18 protein-coding genes and 1 pseudogene are annotated in these 17,977 nt (G+C 47.8%); 1 reads left to right on the top strand and 18 read right to left on the bottom strand.

What is annotated here, in order from left to right:
• The 13 genes and pseudogenes from WG8_RS28335 to WG8_RS11175 all read right to left on the bottom strand — a co-directional run.
• The coding region (locus WG8_RS28335) for an IucA/IucC family protein (RefSeq protein WP_007430297.1) at window positions 1-1,249 on the bottom strand (1,249 nt) is incomplete at its 3' end.
• Window positions 1,246-3,213, bottom strand: coding sequence for an IucA/IucC family protein (locus WG8_RS11230; RefSeq protein ID WP_007430296.1), 1,968 nt, complete (start codon window positions 3,211-3,213; stop codon window positions 1,246-1,248). The genes WG8_RS11230 and WG8_RS28335, both read right to left, overlap by 4 nt.
• A 23-nt stretch (window positions 3,214-3,236) precedes the next feature.
• A complete protein-coding gene (locus tag WG8_RS11225) occupies window positions 3,237-4,706 on the bottom strand; it encodes an MDR family MFS transporter (RefSeq protein ID WP_043890971.1) in 1,470 nt (489 codons plus the stop codon).
• 14 nt (window positions 4,707-4,720) lie between these two features.
• Window positions 4,721-6,130 (bottom strand): aspartate aminotransferase family protein, encoded by a 1,410-nt coding sequence (locus WG8_RS11220; protein ID WP_007430294.1) that lies wholly within the window; start codon window positions 6,128-6,130, stop codon window positions 4,721-4,723.
• 168 nt (window positions 6,131-6,298) lie between these two features.
• Complete coding sequence (gene folE2, locus WG8_RS11215) at window positions 6,299-7,213, bottom strand: GTP cyclohydrolase FolE2 (RefSeq protein WP_007430293.1); 915 nt, start codon at window positions 7,211-7,213, stop codon at window positions 6,299-6,301.
• 185 nt (window positions 7,214-7,398) lie between these two features.
• A complete protein-coding gene (locus WG8_RS11210; RefSeq protein WP_007430292.1) occupies window positions 7,399-9,282 on the bottom strand; it encodes an alpha/beta fold hydrolase in 1,884 nt (627 codons plus the stop codon).
• A gap of 60 nt (window positions 9,283-9,342) precedes the next feature.
• Window positions 9,343-9,921, bottom strand: a complete 579-nt coding sequence (locus WG8_RS11205; RefSeq protein ID WP_007430291.1) for a TetR/AcrR family transcriptional regulator — start codon at window positions 9,919-9,921, stop codon at window positions 9,343-9,345.
• A gap of 69 nt (window positions 9,922-9,990) precedes the next feature.
• Window positions 9,991-10,335: a cupin domain-containing protein gene (locus WG8_RS11200; RefSeq protein WP_007430290.1), complete on the bottom strand. Its 345-nt coding sequence runs from the start codon at window positions 10,333-10,335 to the stop codon at window positions 9,991-9,993.
• Between the two features lie 75 nt (window positions 10,336-10,410).
• Window positions 10,411-10,746, bottom strand: coding sequence for a YolD-like family protein (locus tag WG8_RS11195; protein WP_007430289.1), 336 nt, complete (start codon window positions 10,744-10,746; stop codon window positions 10,411-10,413).
• Window positions 10,747-10,758: 12 nt separating this feature from the next.
• On the bottom strand, window positions 10,759-10,953 hold the full coding sequence (locus WG8_RS11190) for a hypothetical protein (protein WP_007430288.1): 195 nt from the start codon (window positions 10,951-10,953) through the stop codon (window positions 10,759-10,761).
• 314 nt (window positions 10,954-11,267) lie between these two features.
• A pseudogene (locus WG8_RS26940) lies at window positions 11,268-11,598 on the bottom strand (VOC family protein).
• Between the two features lie 21 nt (window positions 11,599-11,619).
• Window positions 11,620-12,108, bottom strand: coding sequence for a hypothetical protein (locus WG8_RS11180; RefSeq protein ID WP_007430285.1), 489 nt, complete (start codon window positions 12,106-12,108; stop codon window positions 11,620-11,622).
• An 84-nt stretch (window positions 12,109-12,192) separates the two neighbouring features.
• Window positions 12,193-12,555: a response regulator gene (locus WG8_RS11175; protein ID WP_043890970.1), complete on the bottom strand. Its 363-nt coding sequence runs from the start codon at window positions 12,553-12,555 to the stop codon at window positions 12,193-12,195.
• Between the two features lie 330 nt (window positions 12,556-12,885).
• On the opposite strand from WG8_RS11175, the gene WG8_RS11170 reads away from it, so the two are divergent.
• Window positions 12,886-13,137 (top strand): helix-turn-helix domain-containing protein, encoded by a 252-nt coding sequence (locus WG8_RS11170; RefSeq protein ID WP_043890969.1) that lies wholly within the window; start codon window positions 12,886-12,888, stop codon window positions 13,135-13,137.
• A gap of 135 nt (window positions 13,138-13,272) precedes the next feature.
• Here the strand turns inward: WG8_RS11170 and WG8_RS11165 are convergent, their stop codons facing one another.
• The 5 genes from WG8_RS11165 to WG8_RS11145 all read right to left on the bottom strand — a co-directional run bounded on the left by WG8_RS11165 (window position 13,273) and on the right by WG8_RS11145 (window position 17,903).
• Complete coding sequence (locus WG8_RS11165; RefSeq protein ID WP_007430283.1) at window positions 13,273-14,259, bottom strand: metal ABC transporter substrate-binding protein; 987 nt, start codon at window positions 14,257-14,259, stop codon at window positions 13,273-13,275.
• Window positions 14,260-14,300: 41 nt separating this feature from the next.
• Window positions 14,301-15,158 carry a metal ABC transporter permease gene (locus tag WG8_RS11160; RefSeq protein ID WP_007430282.1) on the bottom strand — a complete coding sequence of 286 codons (858 nt, stop codon included), beginning with the start codon at window positions 15,156-15,158 and terminating at the stop codon, window positions 14,301-14,303.
• The gene (locus tag WG8_RS11155) at window positions 15,104-15,811 is read right to left on the bottom strand and encodes a metal ABC transporter ATP-binding protein (RefSeq protein WP_176718078.1); all 708 of its coding nucleotides are present in this window, start codon (window positions 15,809-15,811) and stop codon (window positions 15,104-15,106) included. Before WG8_RS11155 ends, WG8_RS11160 begins: the two co-directional genes overlap by 55 nt.
• A 216-nt stretch (window positions 15,812-16,027) precedes the next feature.
• A complete protein-coding gene (locus WG8_RS11150; RefSeq protein WP_007430280.1) occupies window positions 16,028-17,050 on the bottom strand; it encodes an ABC transporter substrate-binding protein in 1,023 nt (340 codons plus the stop codon).
• Window positions 17,051-17,114: 64 nt separating this feature from the next.
• Window positions 17,115-17,903, bottom strand: coding sequence for an ABC transporter ATP-binding protein (locus WG8_RS11145; protein ID WP_007430279.1), 789 nt, complete (start codon window positions 17,901-17,903; stop codon window positions 17,115-17,117).
• Between the last annotated feature and the right edge of the window lie 74 nt (window positions 17,904-17,977).

Raw genomic sequence — 17,977 nt, 5'->3', positions numbered from 1 at the left:
TGCTTTCCCGCCACACCGTCCCCAGCGAACCATACGTTTTCGCCTGACGGTATTCGGGCAACTGCTCGTAGTCAAATGTGATACCCAAAACCTCACGCAAAACAAAAAATCCCTGTTGAACGGCGTATTCATCGTGCTCCAGCAACCCATGCAGCCAGTCTGTGATAAGTGCACCGTTCAGTACGGTATGTCCAGCCATAATCCGGCTAGTGGAGGTGTTCGTAATGCTGAGCGACAGCTTCACATAAGCGCGATCAGGTGTCGTTCGGTTGGACAATGTGCGGATCGACTGCTGCGCCTGATACACATCGCTTGCTTCACCGAGCCATATGATCTGTTGCTCCGCCAGCTCTTGATGGAAGCGGGGCAAAATGACCTGCTGCCACTGCCACGGATGTACAGGCATGAGCCGATAAGCCTCCGGTTGCTGACCATAGCTGGTCAACAAGGCTTGGAAGCGTGCAAATTCGCCTTCTCCCAGCTCCTGGCGAATAAATGCTTCATAATCAATCGCCTGCGATTTCCCGACCCGGCTGTGGCTTTTGGCAATGGCCAGCCACACAGGACGAATCGGCTGCTTGAACTCCGGACCATACAGCTCATTATCTGTCAGCGTGAATCCAATCCTGGATTTATAGCATGGATGGTAGGGATGGCCGTCCCCCAAATTGCCTTCCAGCTCATCATATCGACGCTGGTCATCTACGAGAGATGGCGCTGTCAAATAACTTTGCGCCTGCACATCCTTGAGCAAAGTTTGCTCCAGCTCTTCTATAAAGCGTTGAAGCCGCTCTCCCTGCTGTGCGGCGCTGAGGACTTCGTTCGCAAAATCTGCCAGCGCAGCCGTCGTTTCGCTTCCGTCTGTCCCGACCCGTATGACTGGAATACGAGCCAGCCGAATACGCCCAAAGCTGTCCATTCGTTTTCCAACAGAACGATATTGAACGGGCTGCCCTGTAGTGTCCTTGCCGTATAATATATAATGCTGGCAGCCATCTTCCACAGCATCGTCGCGAGTGTCATAGGGCAAAATTTCTTCATATAACAATGCCTGAATCAGTTGTCGGATGATGCGCTGCTCGACCTGTGTAAAGGTATCTGAGCGAAGCGCTTGAATAAAGCGCTGAGTGGTCGAAGCGATGCCAGAGGAGGTTGCAGAAAGATTGCTTGTAGACAAGTTATCTGAATTGTTAGTTCCTGAATTGTTAGTTCCTGAATTGTTAGTTCCGGGAATGTTCGTTATCGTCATGAAGTCACCTCACGAATCTGAATTGGATTAGGAATCGGGATAAACGAAGGTGTATCCCCTCTGGATTGAAAGCAGCTTATAAAATTGGCTTTGGCAGGCAGTGTAGGATTAGTCAATAAATCCTGGATATAGGCGGCTAGACGTACACGAGCATCTGCATCTTGCTTCGAGCCTGTTTCCCGCTCCTGTTGTACTTGTACTTCATCCTGTGCTTCTAGTTGCTCCTGTAATTGCTCCAGCACCTTGCGGACCACTCCCCAATACTCCTGCTCACTATACTGTTGATGAACCGCAAGGGCATGAATCAAAGCACCCAAGTGATTCACAAAAAAATAATAGCGGGTACGCAGCCACGGCTCTTGTGCACCATATAAGACAGGACTATCCTCAGAGATCAGTGAACCGACCCATCCGGCTGCCTCAGCCTGTTCACGCACAATACTCACGCCCTCCAAATCACGTACATAGTAGCATTCCGGCCATCCGTCCTGAAGGGACAGAAGCGAATTTTGCACATGGGCTTCGAAGGCGATCCCTTTCACCGCAAGCAAACGCAGCATGGGGACCATGGATATGTGGAGATACCGCTCCAGCCAAGCTGACAGGTTCGGCTGCTCTCCAACGTTACTCGCAGAATGGTCCCGAATCACTCCAATCAGCCGCGGCTCCTGTTCGCCCGGCAGCGGCTCCAGCAAGGAAGCCATGACATAGGTCGATTCCGGGTTCAAGTCCATCGGACGGTAGAGAACTGTAAACTGGTCCGACAGTTGCTCCAACTCGTGAACCGCTGCTGTTCCTTCTTCTATCGCCACTGGACCAGACTCCTGTCCAGCATCATATCTTGCATCCGAACTTCCCGCCCATTCTGTCTCGTTATTCGGCTTGAAGCATACACGGCTATAGCCCGTTTCGGTCAGCACCTTGAAGCCCTCGGATTGGATATGGGATGACCATTCGGCTGAAAGATCATGGATGACCTTCGCAGCATCCAAGGTACGCCGAGCCTGTTCCTGCGTATTATCGCGCACCAGATTCGTAATTCGGACATGCAACGGCAGCTTGTAGCCATTTCCAGTTTCTAAATTCCATACTGTTCGTATTGAAGAAGTCGGATAAAAAACAGGACCTAGCGCTCCCATAGGAATCAGCTGCCGCTGTCGTATTAGGCTTTGAATATACGGTTGCCGCAACACATGCTCGGCCTGCCAAGGATGCATGGGCAAGATACAATAGTGTTCCAACTCCTTTCCCCATTGGCGCTCGGCATGGAGCAGCACAGACGGGTCGATGGCGCCCCTGCGGTACTCTTCACCAATCCATTCCTCCTGCACGTTATTCTTATGAACCGCGAAATAATATAGCTGGAACACCGCGCTCATCTCAGGACTGTATAATGGAAGCTCATCATCGGCAAAACCCTCCGTGCTTTTCGGAAAAGGATGAAAGGGATGTCCGATCAGCAAAGACTGTTCCGAGCGTACATACGCCAGCCGATCTCCCTTACTTGAGGATTCGGTTCTGCTCTCGCTTGCAAGCTTCAGATGCTTGCCCATAAAAAGCGTCATTTTGTGCAGGCTGTTGCGAATGCGCTGCTTCATCTTTTGCTGCTCCGCTTCCCGCTGCTCGGGATTGGCGTGGTAGCCCAGCTCGTCCAGCAGCCATTGTATGATCTCATCCATCTCAAGCAATCTGCCAGCTCCTTCTTCCTCCGCCTCGTACCACTCTCTCCCATACACATGTTGTCCGGTCGCAGAAAAATGAAGCAGCGTACCTCTGACCTGTCGCCCGGTCCGTGGCAGAATCACCCTCATATCCTGTGCCACCGCATCCATTCTCGGGTCAAATTGCTGCGTTTCCCGCAGATAGCTGTTAACCAAGGCCCGCAGTGTCGCTTGTTCCGCCCATTTTCTACTCTTGGACCATTCTCCAGCGGCAGCGGAAGCCTCCTTTGATTGTGTCAGCATGTATTTATCCTCTCCCTTCCTGTTCAAGCTTTAGGTACAGACGCAGGCGCTTTCACTTCCGAGGTATCACGGGATGTACGACGCGCTTCTTTTTCAGGAAGGAATGCGGGTGGCTTGAGGAAAAAAGCGGCGGGAATCGTGAGTAAAATGAGTATGCTCATTCCAATAAAGCCTTCCCTGATCGCTTGCAGCGTCCCCGTTTCCACCGAATAGCCCGCCACCAGCAGCTGAGCCTTGCGAACTTCAAAATAAATCGAAATGACGACCATTCCAAGCGAAGAGGTCAGTCTGCGCATCACATTATTCATCGCCGAGCCTTGGGCTACAAGCTTATCGGGAATCGCATTCAATCCGGCGGTGGTGGCAGGCATATTGGACAAACCCAATCCAATTCCCCGCAGCATCATGAGGACAAAAATGACCCAGAGCGGTGAATGGAGCTGGAGCATACCGAGCATCGCCGTAGCCGTACACGTAAGGATGAGCCCCGTGCTGATAATCCCTTTAGGCCCCTTGCGATCCAGCTGCTTGCCTGCAAGGGTGACGAACCAGCCTGTGCATATAGCAGAAGGCAAAAACACAAGTCCTGTCATCATGGCGTCATAGCCATATACTTGTTGAACCAGCATCGGAACCAGAAAAATGCTGCCAAACATCGCAATCGCCTGTACACTCGCCACGATTACGCTGAGGCTGTAGGTAGGTATTTTAAAAATGTGTACATTCAGCAAGGGCTGTTCCTTGATCAGCTCCATTCGTACAAACATCACCAGCAAAATCGCTCCGGCAAGGAACAGCAACATATGCAGCGGGTCAACTACATCTGCCGCCGTCGTTGTTCTGCCCAGCGCAAACAGAATGAATCCTACCCCCAAGGTGATCGTTATAAATCCGCTGCAATCAAAGGTGCGCGACGGATTGCCACGCGTGGCGGCCAAGTAGCGTATTCCCAGCAGCAATCCCAGCAGTCCAGTTGGCACATTCATAAGGAAAAGTACCTGCCAGCTGCTGAGCGATAAAACAATTCCGCCAACTGTAGGCCCGAGCATCGGGGCGGCCATAATTGCAATCCCCCATATTCCCGTAACCCTGCCGCGTTCCTCCTTGGGAAAGGCTTCAAAAATCAGCGCCAGCGACAACGGAATCATCAGCCCGCCCGCTATCCCTTGCAGTCCACGACACATGATTACAGCGGTGAGCCCCCACGATATCGAACCGAGTAAGGAGCCTGTAACAAAAAGTGCAAGTCCACTCAGGTAGATTTTCTTTTTTCCAAAGCGATCCGCCAAATACCCGGTTAAAGGCATGGTCATCCCCATCATGATTAGAAAAATGGTAATGAGCCAGCTCGCCGTGGCAGCGTTCGTATCGAACACCTTAATGAAGGACGGAATCGCCGGATTCAGCGAACTGTTATTCAGTAAAACCGTAAAGGTGCCGAGCATCACCGTGATGACGACCTTCCATTGCTTAGCCACAGCATGGTTTTTCATCCCGTAGCCTGCGCTTAGTCGTGTTCGTGCTGCAACCCGGCATAGGCTGCATGCACCGCTTCATTGAAAATAAGGAATATGTCGTCAATTTGGCGCTCGGTCACAATCAGCGGCGGTAAAAAGCGGATCACGGCAGAATGCCTTCCCCCAACCTCCAAAATAAGTCCACGTTTCAGGCATTCCTGCTGTATTCGAGCAGCCAGCTTTTTGTGGGCCGGATAATGTCCCAAATGATCCACCGACTGTCGGTCGTCCACAATCTCTACCCCGATCATAAGCCCCCGGCCGCGTACATCTCCGATGCAGCCTGTTTGCTGCTTCAAGATGTTCAGGCGGCTCATGAATTGTTCGCCTCTGGCCGCAGCATGGTCGGGTATATAGTACTCCTTTATATATTTCAGCGTAGCCAGTCCGGCAGCCATGGCCATCTGATTGCCACGAAAAGTACCGATATGCGCGCCCGGATTCCATACGTCGAGTGCTTCGTTATAAATGACCACCGACAGCGGCAGACTGCCGCCAATCGCTTTGGACAAGATCAGTACATCGGGGATAATATCCGCATGCTCAAAAGCAAACAACTTGCCTGTACGTCCAAGTCCGGTCTGGACTTCATCAATAATCAACGGGATATTCCGTTCCTTGGTGATGCGGCGAATCTCCCGAATCCACTCGACAGGCGCAGGAATGGAGCCGCCTTCCCCTTGAACTATCTCCAGAATAAAAGCACATGGCGTAACGATTCCGCTCTCGGGGTCATCCAGCAGATTCTCAATATAACGACTGCTAAGCGCATGCGTCTGCTCTCCACCTACTCCAAATGGGCACCGATACGCATAGGGATAGGGCATAAAATGAACATCCGGTATCAAGCCCTGCACCCGCTCTTTTTGTCCCAAAGTTCCACTGAGACTCATCGTTGCGTGGGTCGAACCATGATAACCGCCTTGGAAGGAAAAAATGCTTCGGCGCCCCGTAGCCGTTTTGACCAGCTTGATCGCGGCTTCCACCGCATCGCCTCCGGTTGGACCACAAAATTGGATTTTGGCTTGACGGGCAAATTCAGGAGGCAGACTGGCGAATAGCTCTTCTACAAACTGCTCCTTCACTGGCGTGGTCAAATCCAGCGTATGCAGAGGCCGTTTTTGATCCAGCAGCTCTCTGATCGCTTCCAGGACCACGGGATGGTTATGACCGAGTGCCAAAGTTCCGGCCCCGGCCAGGCAGTCAATATAGTTTTTTCCATCCATGTCCTTGACATAGATGCCTTCTGCTTCGGCGATGGCTATCGGAATACGCCGGGGGTAGGATCTGGCATTGGATTCCCGCGCAGCCTGGCTTTCCAGGTAACGGGTGTTTTGCGAGATAGCAGTTGCAGCTTTTGACAACTCGATCACTCCTTTGATATTGATAATCATTTTCATTGGATTCACCTCCTTATTATATGGAATAAATATCCTGATTCCATGGACATTTCAGACCGGAATTTGGACAAAAACTATTTTTAATTCCTAAAATAGAATAAAAAACCACAGCAAAATCGTCATTTCGACCATTTTTACTGCGGTTCCCTGGCTTTCCTTCCTGAAGAATCAGGAACGTGGTTTTTTATATGAGATTTTCGCTATGGCATCATGCAGATGAATGGATTCTTCATTTCGGCACTCCACCGTGAAGGCACGAACGGCCTTCAGCTCGACCAAATCAGCGGCAATTAGCCTCACCATATCCTCGACAAAACGCGGATTTTCATACGCTTTTTCAGTTACCGCCTTCTCGTCCGGGCGCTTAAGAATCGGATGCAGCGGAGCGCTAGCATTGGATTCTGCTGCATTCAGCAGCATGACCTTCCAGTCCTGCTCCATATCCAGTTCATCTATGTGCGCTTCCATAGTTACTACGCCACGCTGATTGTGGGCGCTGTATTCGCTGATTTCCTTGGAGCACGGACACAAAGTTGTTACCGCCACTGTCAGACCAACCACGACACAGCTTCCCCGTCCTTCCTCATAGCTGATTCGGATTAACCCCTCGGCATGGTTTAGTCCCGTTTTCCCCAGCATAGGGGAGCGCCGTTCGTAGAACCACGGGAACGAAAGCTCCAGCTCAGCCCGTTCCTGATTCATCCGCGCGGTCAAACCTTTTGTAAAACGGATGAGCTGTGCCAAATCCGTTGTTCCACCCTGCTGCCGATACTCCTCCAAGTGCTCTGTCAGGCGGCTCATGTTAATTCCTTTGGCCTCACGATTCAGCGAGGTTGTTAGCTTAAAGGTTCCGATGCTTACCTGTGAAGCAGGGGCTAAACCCGCCTCTACGGTAATGGGGTGCTTTACTCTGGCGATGCCCACCTGTTCAATGTCGAACAAATAGTTGCGCTGCTCATTTTGCAAATCGGACATATGCTCTTTCAATGTGGGTTTATCTCCCGGAGTAGGGTCCACCGAACCGAACAGCCGACGACGCTCTGCCTTGGAAGGCAGTTTCGAGGTTACTCTGTTTTCTCTCACGCTGATGACTCCTTCAATTATGATTGCCAAGGCTCCCGGAAGCTGTTCTCATCATCCCGCCTTTTAATTGTAATAATTACGATTAGTCTATATTACTACAAAAGAAACGCATGGTAAACCTTTATAATCCCCTCTCGACGAAAAAAGCCGCCAATATGGCGACCTCCTCTATGCACTCTATGATTTTATTTAACGGACCCAGAAAGAACATCGGCGATCTGCTCCATGTGCTGCTTTAGCAAGTGCGCTGTTTGCTTCGGTTGCGAGATCGGAAAATGATGGGCTGCCGGAATATGCAGCGTGTGCAAACCATGAAATTGTTCGGGCAGCTTATAAATTTGATCCTTCATCCCCCACACAATCGAAACCTTCTCCTTGAACGATGGCCCGAGATTCTCGGACGCGAACCGGAAGCTATCTGACCTTGTTAACATGGCCAGCGCTTCCGCAGTCGTCTTTCTTATGCGGGGAGAACGCAATTCCTCAAGGACATACGTGATGTATGCTGGCGGGATTTCCTCCATGTTTTCAAAACAAGTCTGCGACAGCAATTGCTTGCGTAAGCCTGACTCGCTGAGTCTGCCCAGCACACTCTCCGTAATTCGTGCACTCCGATACCTGCGCGGAGCGGGATGGAATACAGGCTGCAACAGATGCAAGCTGCTAATGCGTTCAGGTAGGCGTTCCCACACTTTGGCAGTCAATAATCCGCCGAAAGAATGACCCACAAGGCGGATCGGTGTTTTAAAAGTTTGAATAGCTTGTACTAACGATTCGATGTGCCCCTCCAGTATATCCTCCTGATGATGGTAAGGAGATCGCCCAAACCCGGGGAGATCCACCAGGCAAACAGAGGATTCCGGAAATTGCTCGGCCAGCGGTATCAAGCAATCTGCCCCACTCAAAGTACCGTGAACAAACACAATCGGTGGATTTTCATTTTCCACTTTTCGTTCTAGCGTAGCCAAAGGCCCGCGCCTGCTGCGGACAAATCCATCTGTATCCATGCGGGAATGTGCAATTCTGTAATCAAGGTCCGTAATAACAAATGGGAGAACGTCCGTATTTACCGCCTGTGTCAATCCGTGTTTATGCTGAATCGCTCGCGTCGCATCCAGTGGGTAGTCCACATCCACAATAAAATCGAGTGATTCCTTGGGAATCCCCAGCTTTCGCCCCATTGGAGTGCCTAAGATGCTGGATAGCCAAGCGGGTGAAATGGAGCCCCACGGTTTCCGAACTCGAAGCTCCTTCGCCATATTCGTTCCCAGTTCCATCATGGTCGGGCTCTGCTGCCTTTCATCCATTAGGTAGTATGTTTCACTGACAGGGTGTGTTTCCTTGGCAAGCACACTGATGAATTCGGCTGCATGATCTACGTGAACCATAGGAAGCCAATGGGACTTGCCGCCCGGAATGAGACCCATGAGCTTGCGCGCTGTAGAGGCTACAAGTATGCCAAGCCCACCGGTTTGAGGCGTATCCCCGTGCGCTGAGTCACCAATGACCACGCTCAAATGGATAACCGACAGCGGAAATCCTTCTTTGTGCGCCCCCTGACGGATACGCAAATCAGCCAGGAATTTCATACGTTCATAAGGAGGAGCCTGTTCCAAATGAGCAATGACAGGCTCCGGGGCATTCCAGTTGCGATGATTAAAAGGGCTTTTGAATCCAACCAAATGGATAAAATGTCGTAACCCCTTGCTTGCATGAATATGTGCAGCCAACGTCAGCATCTCTTCTGCTGCTTGTAAAAAAGCGCCTCTCGCCTCCTCCTCTCCCAGCAATATGTCCATCGGTCCTCCTGCGTGAATCACCACATCTGCTGTCTCAACCCGCTTCCTGTCAGAAGAACTCAGCCCCAGAGCGGGTGCACTTAAGTCACCGATAACCGGTGTTAACTTTCCCGTATGCCATGCGGTCTCCAGATTCATTTGCCTGCATATTTGTTCCCACTTCTTCAGCGAGCGAACAAGAACGGTAACGGTATGCTCCTCCCGGGAAAGTTGCTGTAGCGTATGCATGCCGATAAAACCTGTACCGCCCGTGATCAAGATATGTGCCATAAATATAACCTGCTTTCTGTATTTTTTAGTACTATATAGTGCTAATCATGATTAAAAAAATCACTTTAGCAGAAACGCTAAAGTCATTTTTAAATTTACAAGTATGCCCGGGTCTTGACCTGCATGTTGTAAAAAGAGTGCACCTTCGATAGCTGAGACAATGAATTCAGCCGTCGATCTGGCAGGAAGTTCAGCCCGAATCTCCAAACTCTCCATCCCCTCGTTCAACAACGCTTCCACCGTGGTGATTTGGCTTTGAAAAAATCGGCTCACTTTCTCTCGAAACAAGGGAATATCCTGAGGCATTTGCGTGTACAGAGTAATAAAGGGACAGCCGCCTAAATAATCTGTCTCTTGCTGAGTCAGCAACAGAAGAAGGGTCTCCAGACGTTCCTGCACGGATTGATCCTTACGTGAAACAACCTCAAAAATCAGCTCGTTATACGTTCGAATCAGTTGATCCAGAATAGCTGACAGCAGTTCTTCCTTGCTTTTAAAATAATAGTAAATGTTCGTTTTGGATACATTGCTGACAGCCACAATTTCGTCCATGCTTGTTGTATGATAGCCTTTAGTGAGAAACAATGAAGTCGCAATGCTCAGAACAACATCCCGATTGGTCGTTTTATTTTTTTTCATCATAATTAGCACTATACGGTACTAAAACATACTTGTCAAACTTCACTTGTATTTGTCTGCCCCAAAATATTAGTTTTCGGCCAGCACCCGGTCACCTCTAGTCGCAGGCTGAGAGATCACCAAAAACTCAACATCCTCATTCGTTTCATTAAACATCTGATGAGCGATCAAAGGAGGAATCTCACAGCCTTCCTGAGATCCTAACTGAATTCGTTCGCCGTCCACTTCAAGTATCGCTGTACCGGATAAAATAAAGAAAAATTGACGGGCATGATGGTGATAATGTCTGACCTCGTGTGTATTGCCAGGCATACGCTCATGGATAATGCTCAAATCTTTATGATTCACCAAACGCCAACCATCACATTGATCTCCCCATATATAGTGTTCAGCATTGCTTTTGCTTACTTTCAAATTGAATTCCTCCTTCTTTTTGCAGCTACTGCTTCATTTTAAACGTGAGCTTATACGACTACAATCCTATTGTTGCTATATATTCGCCTCGATAATTTCCTCCAGCTTAATCCAGCTAAAGTCCTCTTCTCCGCGGGACAGCTTTACTTCTCGCCGACTCGTGTTAATCACCGTTACAAGCCCACATAACTCCTCGTCATCAAACGGATTAAATACCCGCAGCGTAATAGACTTCCGTTCATTATAGGAAATGATAAGGGCCTGTTCAATCTGCCACATTTCCTGATCGTCCAGTGTCGGCTTGTCACGTCTGCCCTGCTCCTTCATCAGTCTCAGATACGCATCCCGATGCTCAGGCAAGATCATGCGCGAGCTTTCCCATATGCCATTCCCTTCAAGCTTTTTCCCCATCGTAAACGCCTCCTATGCTGTTTGGGTTACAGGATGCCATGCCAGTACATGGTCTAATCGAAAAACGCGTGGCTGGCCTGTCAGTAAACAGGCAGCCCGTATCAAACCATTTTGCACACGATGCACCTCAATGCGCCGATGAGACAGTTTGCCCTTTCGGTCCATATACACGATTTCCACGATCTGCCCCACGTATTTTTCCAGCATGATCCTTCACTCCTTATCAGAACGTTTGTTTGTATTATATGCGAACATGCGTTTGATTATCAATGTAAAAAATCCCCTGAGGGATTTGACTCTCTCAAGGGATTTTGATACCTATATAAGCTGAACTTAAAAGTTACCTAACGTGCCACTGCGCAGACGGATAATGCTTCCCATCGCCACCGCCCCCGGATTTCTGAATAAAGCCAGAGTCGCAGTAGAAATCCGGGGACAAAAGCGACCGCTTCGCTTGTACAGCACTATTCCGCCTACTCCGTTTTAATGTATTTTTCGAGTTCAACTTATATTGAATTTTATTATTTAGCTTGTTCCATGACAGCAAAGTAATTATCTTCATGATCAGCAAAGTTAAATACTCTTCCGAAAGGCATAGTTACAATTTCTCCGACTTTGACATTGTTAATGGATAAGTCGCCATATAATTGATCGAGATTTTCCGAAGAAAACATTAAGGAGGGTGTGCCGAGATTTAACTCAGGCGACATTTTCAGCAACAAATCCCCTATTATGGAGAATGATACTTGTTTCTGTACCCTCTGCAGGAGCAATTTCAATCCATCTCATTCCCTGACCATTATTTTCTTCGGAAATTACACTAAATCCTACTTTTTTTGCCCAAAAATCCAGTGCCTCATCCTTACTACAGCTTTAAAATTCATAGGTGGACAGCTTGATATCCTCTTTATTCAAATCTTTTAACGGATAAACAGGTCCATTCCAATAAGTCAAAATATCAACGGGCTTACTCGTGCCATGTTTTTTTAAAGTAAAAGCCAGTTCAAGCAACAAATGAGGAAGCTGATAAGAGCTTGTTATAAACTGCACCTCTTCCGGACTTTCACAGTCCTCTGCTCGATAGAACACAAAGTACCCCTCGGTTTGATCCCCCATAAGTACAATATAACGAGCCAGAAACATAATTTCACCACTGGAAAAAGGAATGGAATACGTCGAAGCAGGAATCAGATCCGTCTCTAATCCCTCTATACGCACCGTAAGCTCATTGTTAAGAGCATCCATTCTATCTCTATGTTCGCTTATGAGCTGTTCATAATTTAGAGGAACAAGCCCTCCATTCCTGATCGTAGTGATCAGTTCATCTATAAATACTTTTTGAGACAATACCCGATTGCTCATCTTCTTCATCTCCATATTCGTGAAAATAACCATGGATTTCTTATTTCAAATTGTTCAATTTTTATGTATTAAAATCTGTATTTATTAACTATCAAGCATTTTTGAGACTGCATTTACGACCCTTTCCATCTCAAATGGCTTAACAATAAAATCTTTTGCGCCTGCCTGAAATGCTTTTATAATCGCTTCGTGCTGACCCAAAGCAGAACACATTAAAATATTGGCTTTTGGATCAAGCTCGGCAATTTTTTTAACGGCCTCAAGTCCATCCATCTTAGGCATATTGATATCCATGGTGATTAAGTCTGGACGAAAGTGCGCGTATTTCAACACAGCATCATACCCATTTTCTGCCTCTGCAATTACAGAGTGACCTAAATCCAAAAAAATATCTTTAAGCACAGATCGCATAAATAAAGAATCATCCACTATTATAACTGTTGCCAAAATAATCGCTCCAATCCGTTGTAGGTTACGTACACACTTAAGTTTCAATATCGGTGAAAAAACGAGCAATATTAATAGAAAAAATCTGTAAAAACAAAAACGCTACCATTGAATTATAAAAGCAATTGGAAACTAGCTACCATAGAATTAGTTTTCAAAAAATCGTTTCACAATGACGTAATTCGTTCCTGTAGGGTAAAGATCACAAAGTACTAGGTATTCAGTGAAACCTTAGCACTATGTAAGCTGAACTAAAAAATGTTTATCGTCAAATGATTATTTCATAATGCTTACTAACAGGGTAAAATACTTGATAAGAGGTGATTATCTTTGGCGATAAACATAAAGTTAGAAGAAACATTGGGCAAAGCAGGAATCACAAAAAATGCCTTGGCTCGAGAAGCAAAAGTTCGACCGAACTTAATTTACGATATGTGTGATGGTAAGACAAAACGCATAGATCTGGAAACATTAAGTCATATTCTCGACACATTAGAAGATCTTACAGGTCAGAGACATAACCTGAGTGATGTTCTGGAATATATCCCACGCAACGAAAAAAACGATCCCTCTCCTGTCTAATGGAGATAGATCGTTTTTTTGTTATATCGCAGTTATCTCCACACTAACATGAAATGATTACTCACTAGACAGACATAAAAAAAGACGCCGATATTATTCCGACGTCAGTTTTTTAACTATTGGTTTAAAGTCTGTTTATTCATTCAGAGCTTTCTTCAAAGCCTCCAGATTGTTTTTCATCACACCAAGGTAGTCCAGGTTGTTCTGTTTGTCTTCATCTGTCAGTCCTTCGAGCGGATTCAGAACATCCGTTTTGGCACCGATTTCAGTGGCTACGGTCTGAGCCACCTTTGGATCTACGAGGGTTTCAAAGAAAATGGTTTTTACATTGTTTGCTTTGGAAAACTTGATGATACCTGCCAGTTTGTCCGGTGTAGGCTCTTGCTCGGGAGAAAGTCCGGCAATCGGCACTTGAGTCAAACCATATTGCTTGGCCAAATAACCAAAAGCAGCATGCTGTGTAATAAAGTCTTTGCGTTTTGCATCCTTCAGACCTGTTTTGAACGCTGTATCCAGCTCTTTCAGCTTGGCAATATAAGCATCAGCGTTTTTTTCATAATCGGCTTTATTGGCAGGATCGGCTTTTACAAGCCCCGCTTCAATAGCCTCTACTTCCTTTTGCGCCAATACAGGATCAAGCCATACATGAGGGTCCAGCACATGATCGTGATCATGGCCTTCCTCTGCGTGTGCTTCGCCTTCTTCCTCCTCAGCAGTACCTTCCATCAGGTTTAGCCCTTTACTCGCTTCAACTACAACACGCTTGTCGTTGGCCGCGCTGCTCAAAGCCTGCTCTGCCCAGCCTTCGACGATACCGTTATAGACAAATACGTTAGCGTCCTTGATCTGTGCCATATCCTTGGCGCTCGGTTCCCAGTCATGGGGCTCCGCACCAGCAGGAATCAGGGCCGTTACATTCGCATGGTCTCCGGCAACCTGTCTTGTAAATTCATACATCGGATAAAAAGTGGTGACCACGTTCAGCTTGTTACCACTTTGTGCCGTACCCGGCTCGGTTGGGGAAGCATTTGTAGCTGTATGATCAGATTGGGCTCCACAGCCGGACAAAATAAGTGCCAGTCCCGCAGACAAAACAAATGATTTTTTGAACCATGCATTCATGTTCATAACTCCTTTATCCCTGTATATTTTAGTTACTATTTTTAATTGCTCTCACTGCGTGCCGCATTTTTCCGCCCGGAAGCCTGCTGCTTGCTCAGCTTGCGGACCAGCTTATGAATACCAACTCCCAAGATCAGGAATAATAACAGCACCATGGCAATGGTTCCTCCTGGGGGCGTGCTCAGCTCATACGAGGCAGTTAACCCCATAAATACGCCGATCAAGGCAGTTGCCATAGATATCCAGATGGCCGCCGCGAAGCTCGGTGCAATTCGTATGGCCAGCGCAGCAGGGAGCACGATTAGTGAGGAGACAAGCAGCACACCGACAATCGGCATGGCAGCAGCTACAATCATCCCTGTCAAAATACTAAACGCAAATGAAATGGACTTGACAGGAAGACCATTGGTCTTCGCTGTTTCTTCATCAAAGGTAATTTGGTACAAAGGGCGCCGGAAGACGAAAAAGAAGATGCCTCCGATCACAGCCACTACGATCATCAACAGCAATTCTGTCTGATTGACCGCTACCACCGAACCGAACAAATAAGCGGAAAACCCTTTATTAATGCTCTGATTCAGATTCATTAAAATAACAGCCGTCGATAAGCCGCCGACCATAATAATAGCCACCGAAATCTCACTATACGTTTTATAGGACCTACGGACATATTCAACGATAATCGCGCCGATCACAGCTACAATAAAACCGGTAATCGTCGGGTTCATGCCCAAATAGGCACCCGCTGCTACCCCTGCCAACGATACATGCGAAAGCATGTCCGCCATCAGAGCCTGACGCCGCAGCATCAGGTACACTCCAAGCACCGAGGCCAGCAATGCAATTACCCCACCGGCACAAAATGCCCGCTGCATGAAGTCGTAGTGCAGCATTTCCATCCGCCATCTTCCTTCCTCTCAAGCTCAATAATACGATCCAAATAATGTTGGACTTCCGATAGTCCATGCGTGACCATGACCACCGTTCTTCCATATTCCTTGACCTGCTGATTCATCAAGTCATAGAAATGATGGCGGCTTTCCTGATCCATACCTGTTGTAGGCTCATCCAAAATAAGCAAATCCGATTCCTGGGCGAGCGCGCGTGCAACACAAATGCGCTGCTTCTGTCCACCGGACAATTCGCCAATCTTACGATGGCGCAAATCCCACATCCCTACCTGACGAAGCGCCTGCTCTGTCAAGGCATGATCCTCAGGCCGCATACGGCGCAGCCAGGAGCCATGCGTGTATCTTCCTGAACGGACAAATTCCAGAATCGTACTTGGAAAACCACCATTGAAGGCAGCGATTTGTTGCGATACAAATCCAACAACGAGCTTCTTGCCTTCACCTGTGCGGTCAGACATAAACACCTTGCCCTGCCAAGGCTGAAGCAAACCCAGCAACAGCTTAAGCATGGTTGATTTGGAAGCACCATTCGGTCCGGTAATTGCCACAAATTCTCCGGAAAAAATTTCAACATTGGCATCCACCAAGTTAGGAACATCTCCGTAGCCAAAAGTGACTTGTTCCAATGAGGCCAATAACATGACGCAAATCTCCCTTTCCTTTAAAAAGCCTGGAGCCACCCAAGCAATCATCATTGCGCAGATTCTCCAGGTCGTTTATGATCATTAAACCATCTACCGTAATTATTACGATTTGGTATTAAAAAAAGAAGCGCTTGATAAACGTAACCTTTACGCATTAGCAAGTTTAACAGTTTGGGCAAGGTTCGTCAATGCTTTGACAACTCTTTTGTTTGTTTACTTCACTTTGTCCGGGTACAGACCTGCAGCCAAGGTTCTCAATGCAATCGGTGCGCGTATGCCTTCAGCCGCTGCAGACAGGGGCAGTACTATAAAACGTTTGTTTTTGATCGCTTCCACACCTGCCAGTGCAGGCTTGCTCAGAAGCAGCTTCTCCTTATCCTCCAGTGAAGTGTCTCCGTAGTCCAGAATGACAATGACGTCAGGGTTGCGGCTCACAACCTCTTCCCAGCTTACCTCTGCAAAACTTTTGTTGATATCATCAAAAATATTTTTCGCCTTTACGCTTTTAATCAATGAAGTCAGATAATTATTGGCAGCCGTAAAAGGCTTATCTTCGCCGCTGTCATAGACAAACACCTTTGGTGCCTTCTCTACAGTACCAATTTGAGTCTGAATGGACTGCACTTGTTTACGAATGTCACCTACCAGCTTGTCTGCCCGGTCCTCGACCCGGAAAATGCGTCCAATATTTAGTATATCCAGATATACATCTTCTAACGTTGGACCCGGCTTATTGGATGATTCCTGTACATAGGTCGCCACTCCCTGCTCGGCAAGCTCCTCACGGGAACCAAGATTTTTATCATTAAAGGCGCTCTTCCAGCCCGCATAGGCAAAATCCGGCGCAGCAGCCATAAATACCTCTTTAGACGGATACTGCTTGGCCAGTACCGGGATTTTATCATATTGAGCCTTATATTCCGGCAAAATCTGATCGTCCAAATACGCAGTTCCTACCATGGAGGATTCCAGTCCAAGGGCCAGCATCACCTCTGTTGCGTGCTGGTTTAGTGTAACTGCACGTTTGGGGGCTTCGGGAAATATCATCTTGACGCCCATATTGTCTATCTCTACTGACGTTTCCTTGGTCACCGATTGCGATACGACAGGCTGCTGTCCATTTGTAGCTGAATCGGTTGTTTGAGCTGTGTTACCTGATCCGCAGGCTGATAGCAGCAATACCATCGCCAAAGCAAGCATAATCAAGGATATTGCGCGCTTGCTATATTTTTTCATATGTACCGTCTCCTCTTTCATTCGCAGTTTATCTTACCTCATCGTATCGCCTTCTTAGTTAGCGTCATGGATGGCCTCCTCTCCTGAGAGAATCCGGTAAAAAGGTAATATTCGGCTTCCCGGTTTTCGGATGGATACAGACTTCCGTCTCCACTCCGAAGACACTGCGCAGCAGGCTCGGCTGAAGTATATCCTCTGTGATACCGGAAGCAACCACCTTGCCCTCTTGTAATACATACATTCGGTCACAATACAAAGCCGCCAAATTCAAATCATGCAGCGCGGCGAGCGTAGTTACCTGAAGCGCTTTGACCAAATCAAGAATTTGCAGCTGATACCGGATATCCAGATGATTCGTCGGCTCATCCAGCATGAGAAACTTCGCCTGTCCGGCCAGCGCTCTGGCAATCAGCACCCGTTGTTTTTCACCACCGGACAAGGTAGCAAAGCTCTGCTCGGCCTGAGTGTCCATACCTACCCGCTTCAATGCCTGCTCTACCAATTCATAATCAACAGCGGTATCCGCCTCCAGCAGCTTTTTATGTGGATGACGGCCCATCAAGACGATGTCCCGTACTGAAAAATCAAACGTCTGAGTTGCATCCTGACTCACCACCGCCATTTGCCGGGCCGTCTCCTTGTACTTCATGCGCAGCATATCTCGTCCATCCAGTGTGATCCATCCGTTGTCAGGCTTTAGCACACGGTACATATTTTTGAGCAGCGTCGATTTGCCGCTGCCGTTCGGACCGATCAGACCGACCAGATCTCCCTTTTGGACCTGTAGACAGATGTCATCGATCAGCTGCTTATCGTGAATACTGAAGGTCACGTGCTTAACTTCTACATTCATTTTTCGCCTCCAAATGAATAGGAACTACGCCGCAGCAGCCACACAAAGAAAGGCCCTCCGCAAACGGCTGTCAC

Source organism: Paenibacillus sp. Aloe-11 (genome assembly GCF_000245715.1).
Lineage (GTDB): Bacteria > Bacillota > Bacilli > Paenibacillales > Paenibacillaceae > Paenibacillus > Paenibacillus kribbensis.
The sequence above is the reverse complement of the archived record's forward strand: the minus strand, read 5'-3'. Positions and strand labels throughout refer to the sequence as shown.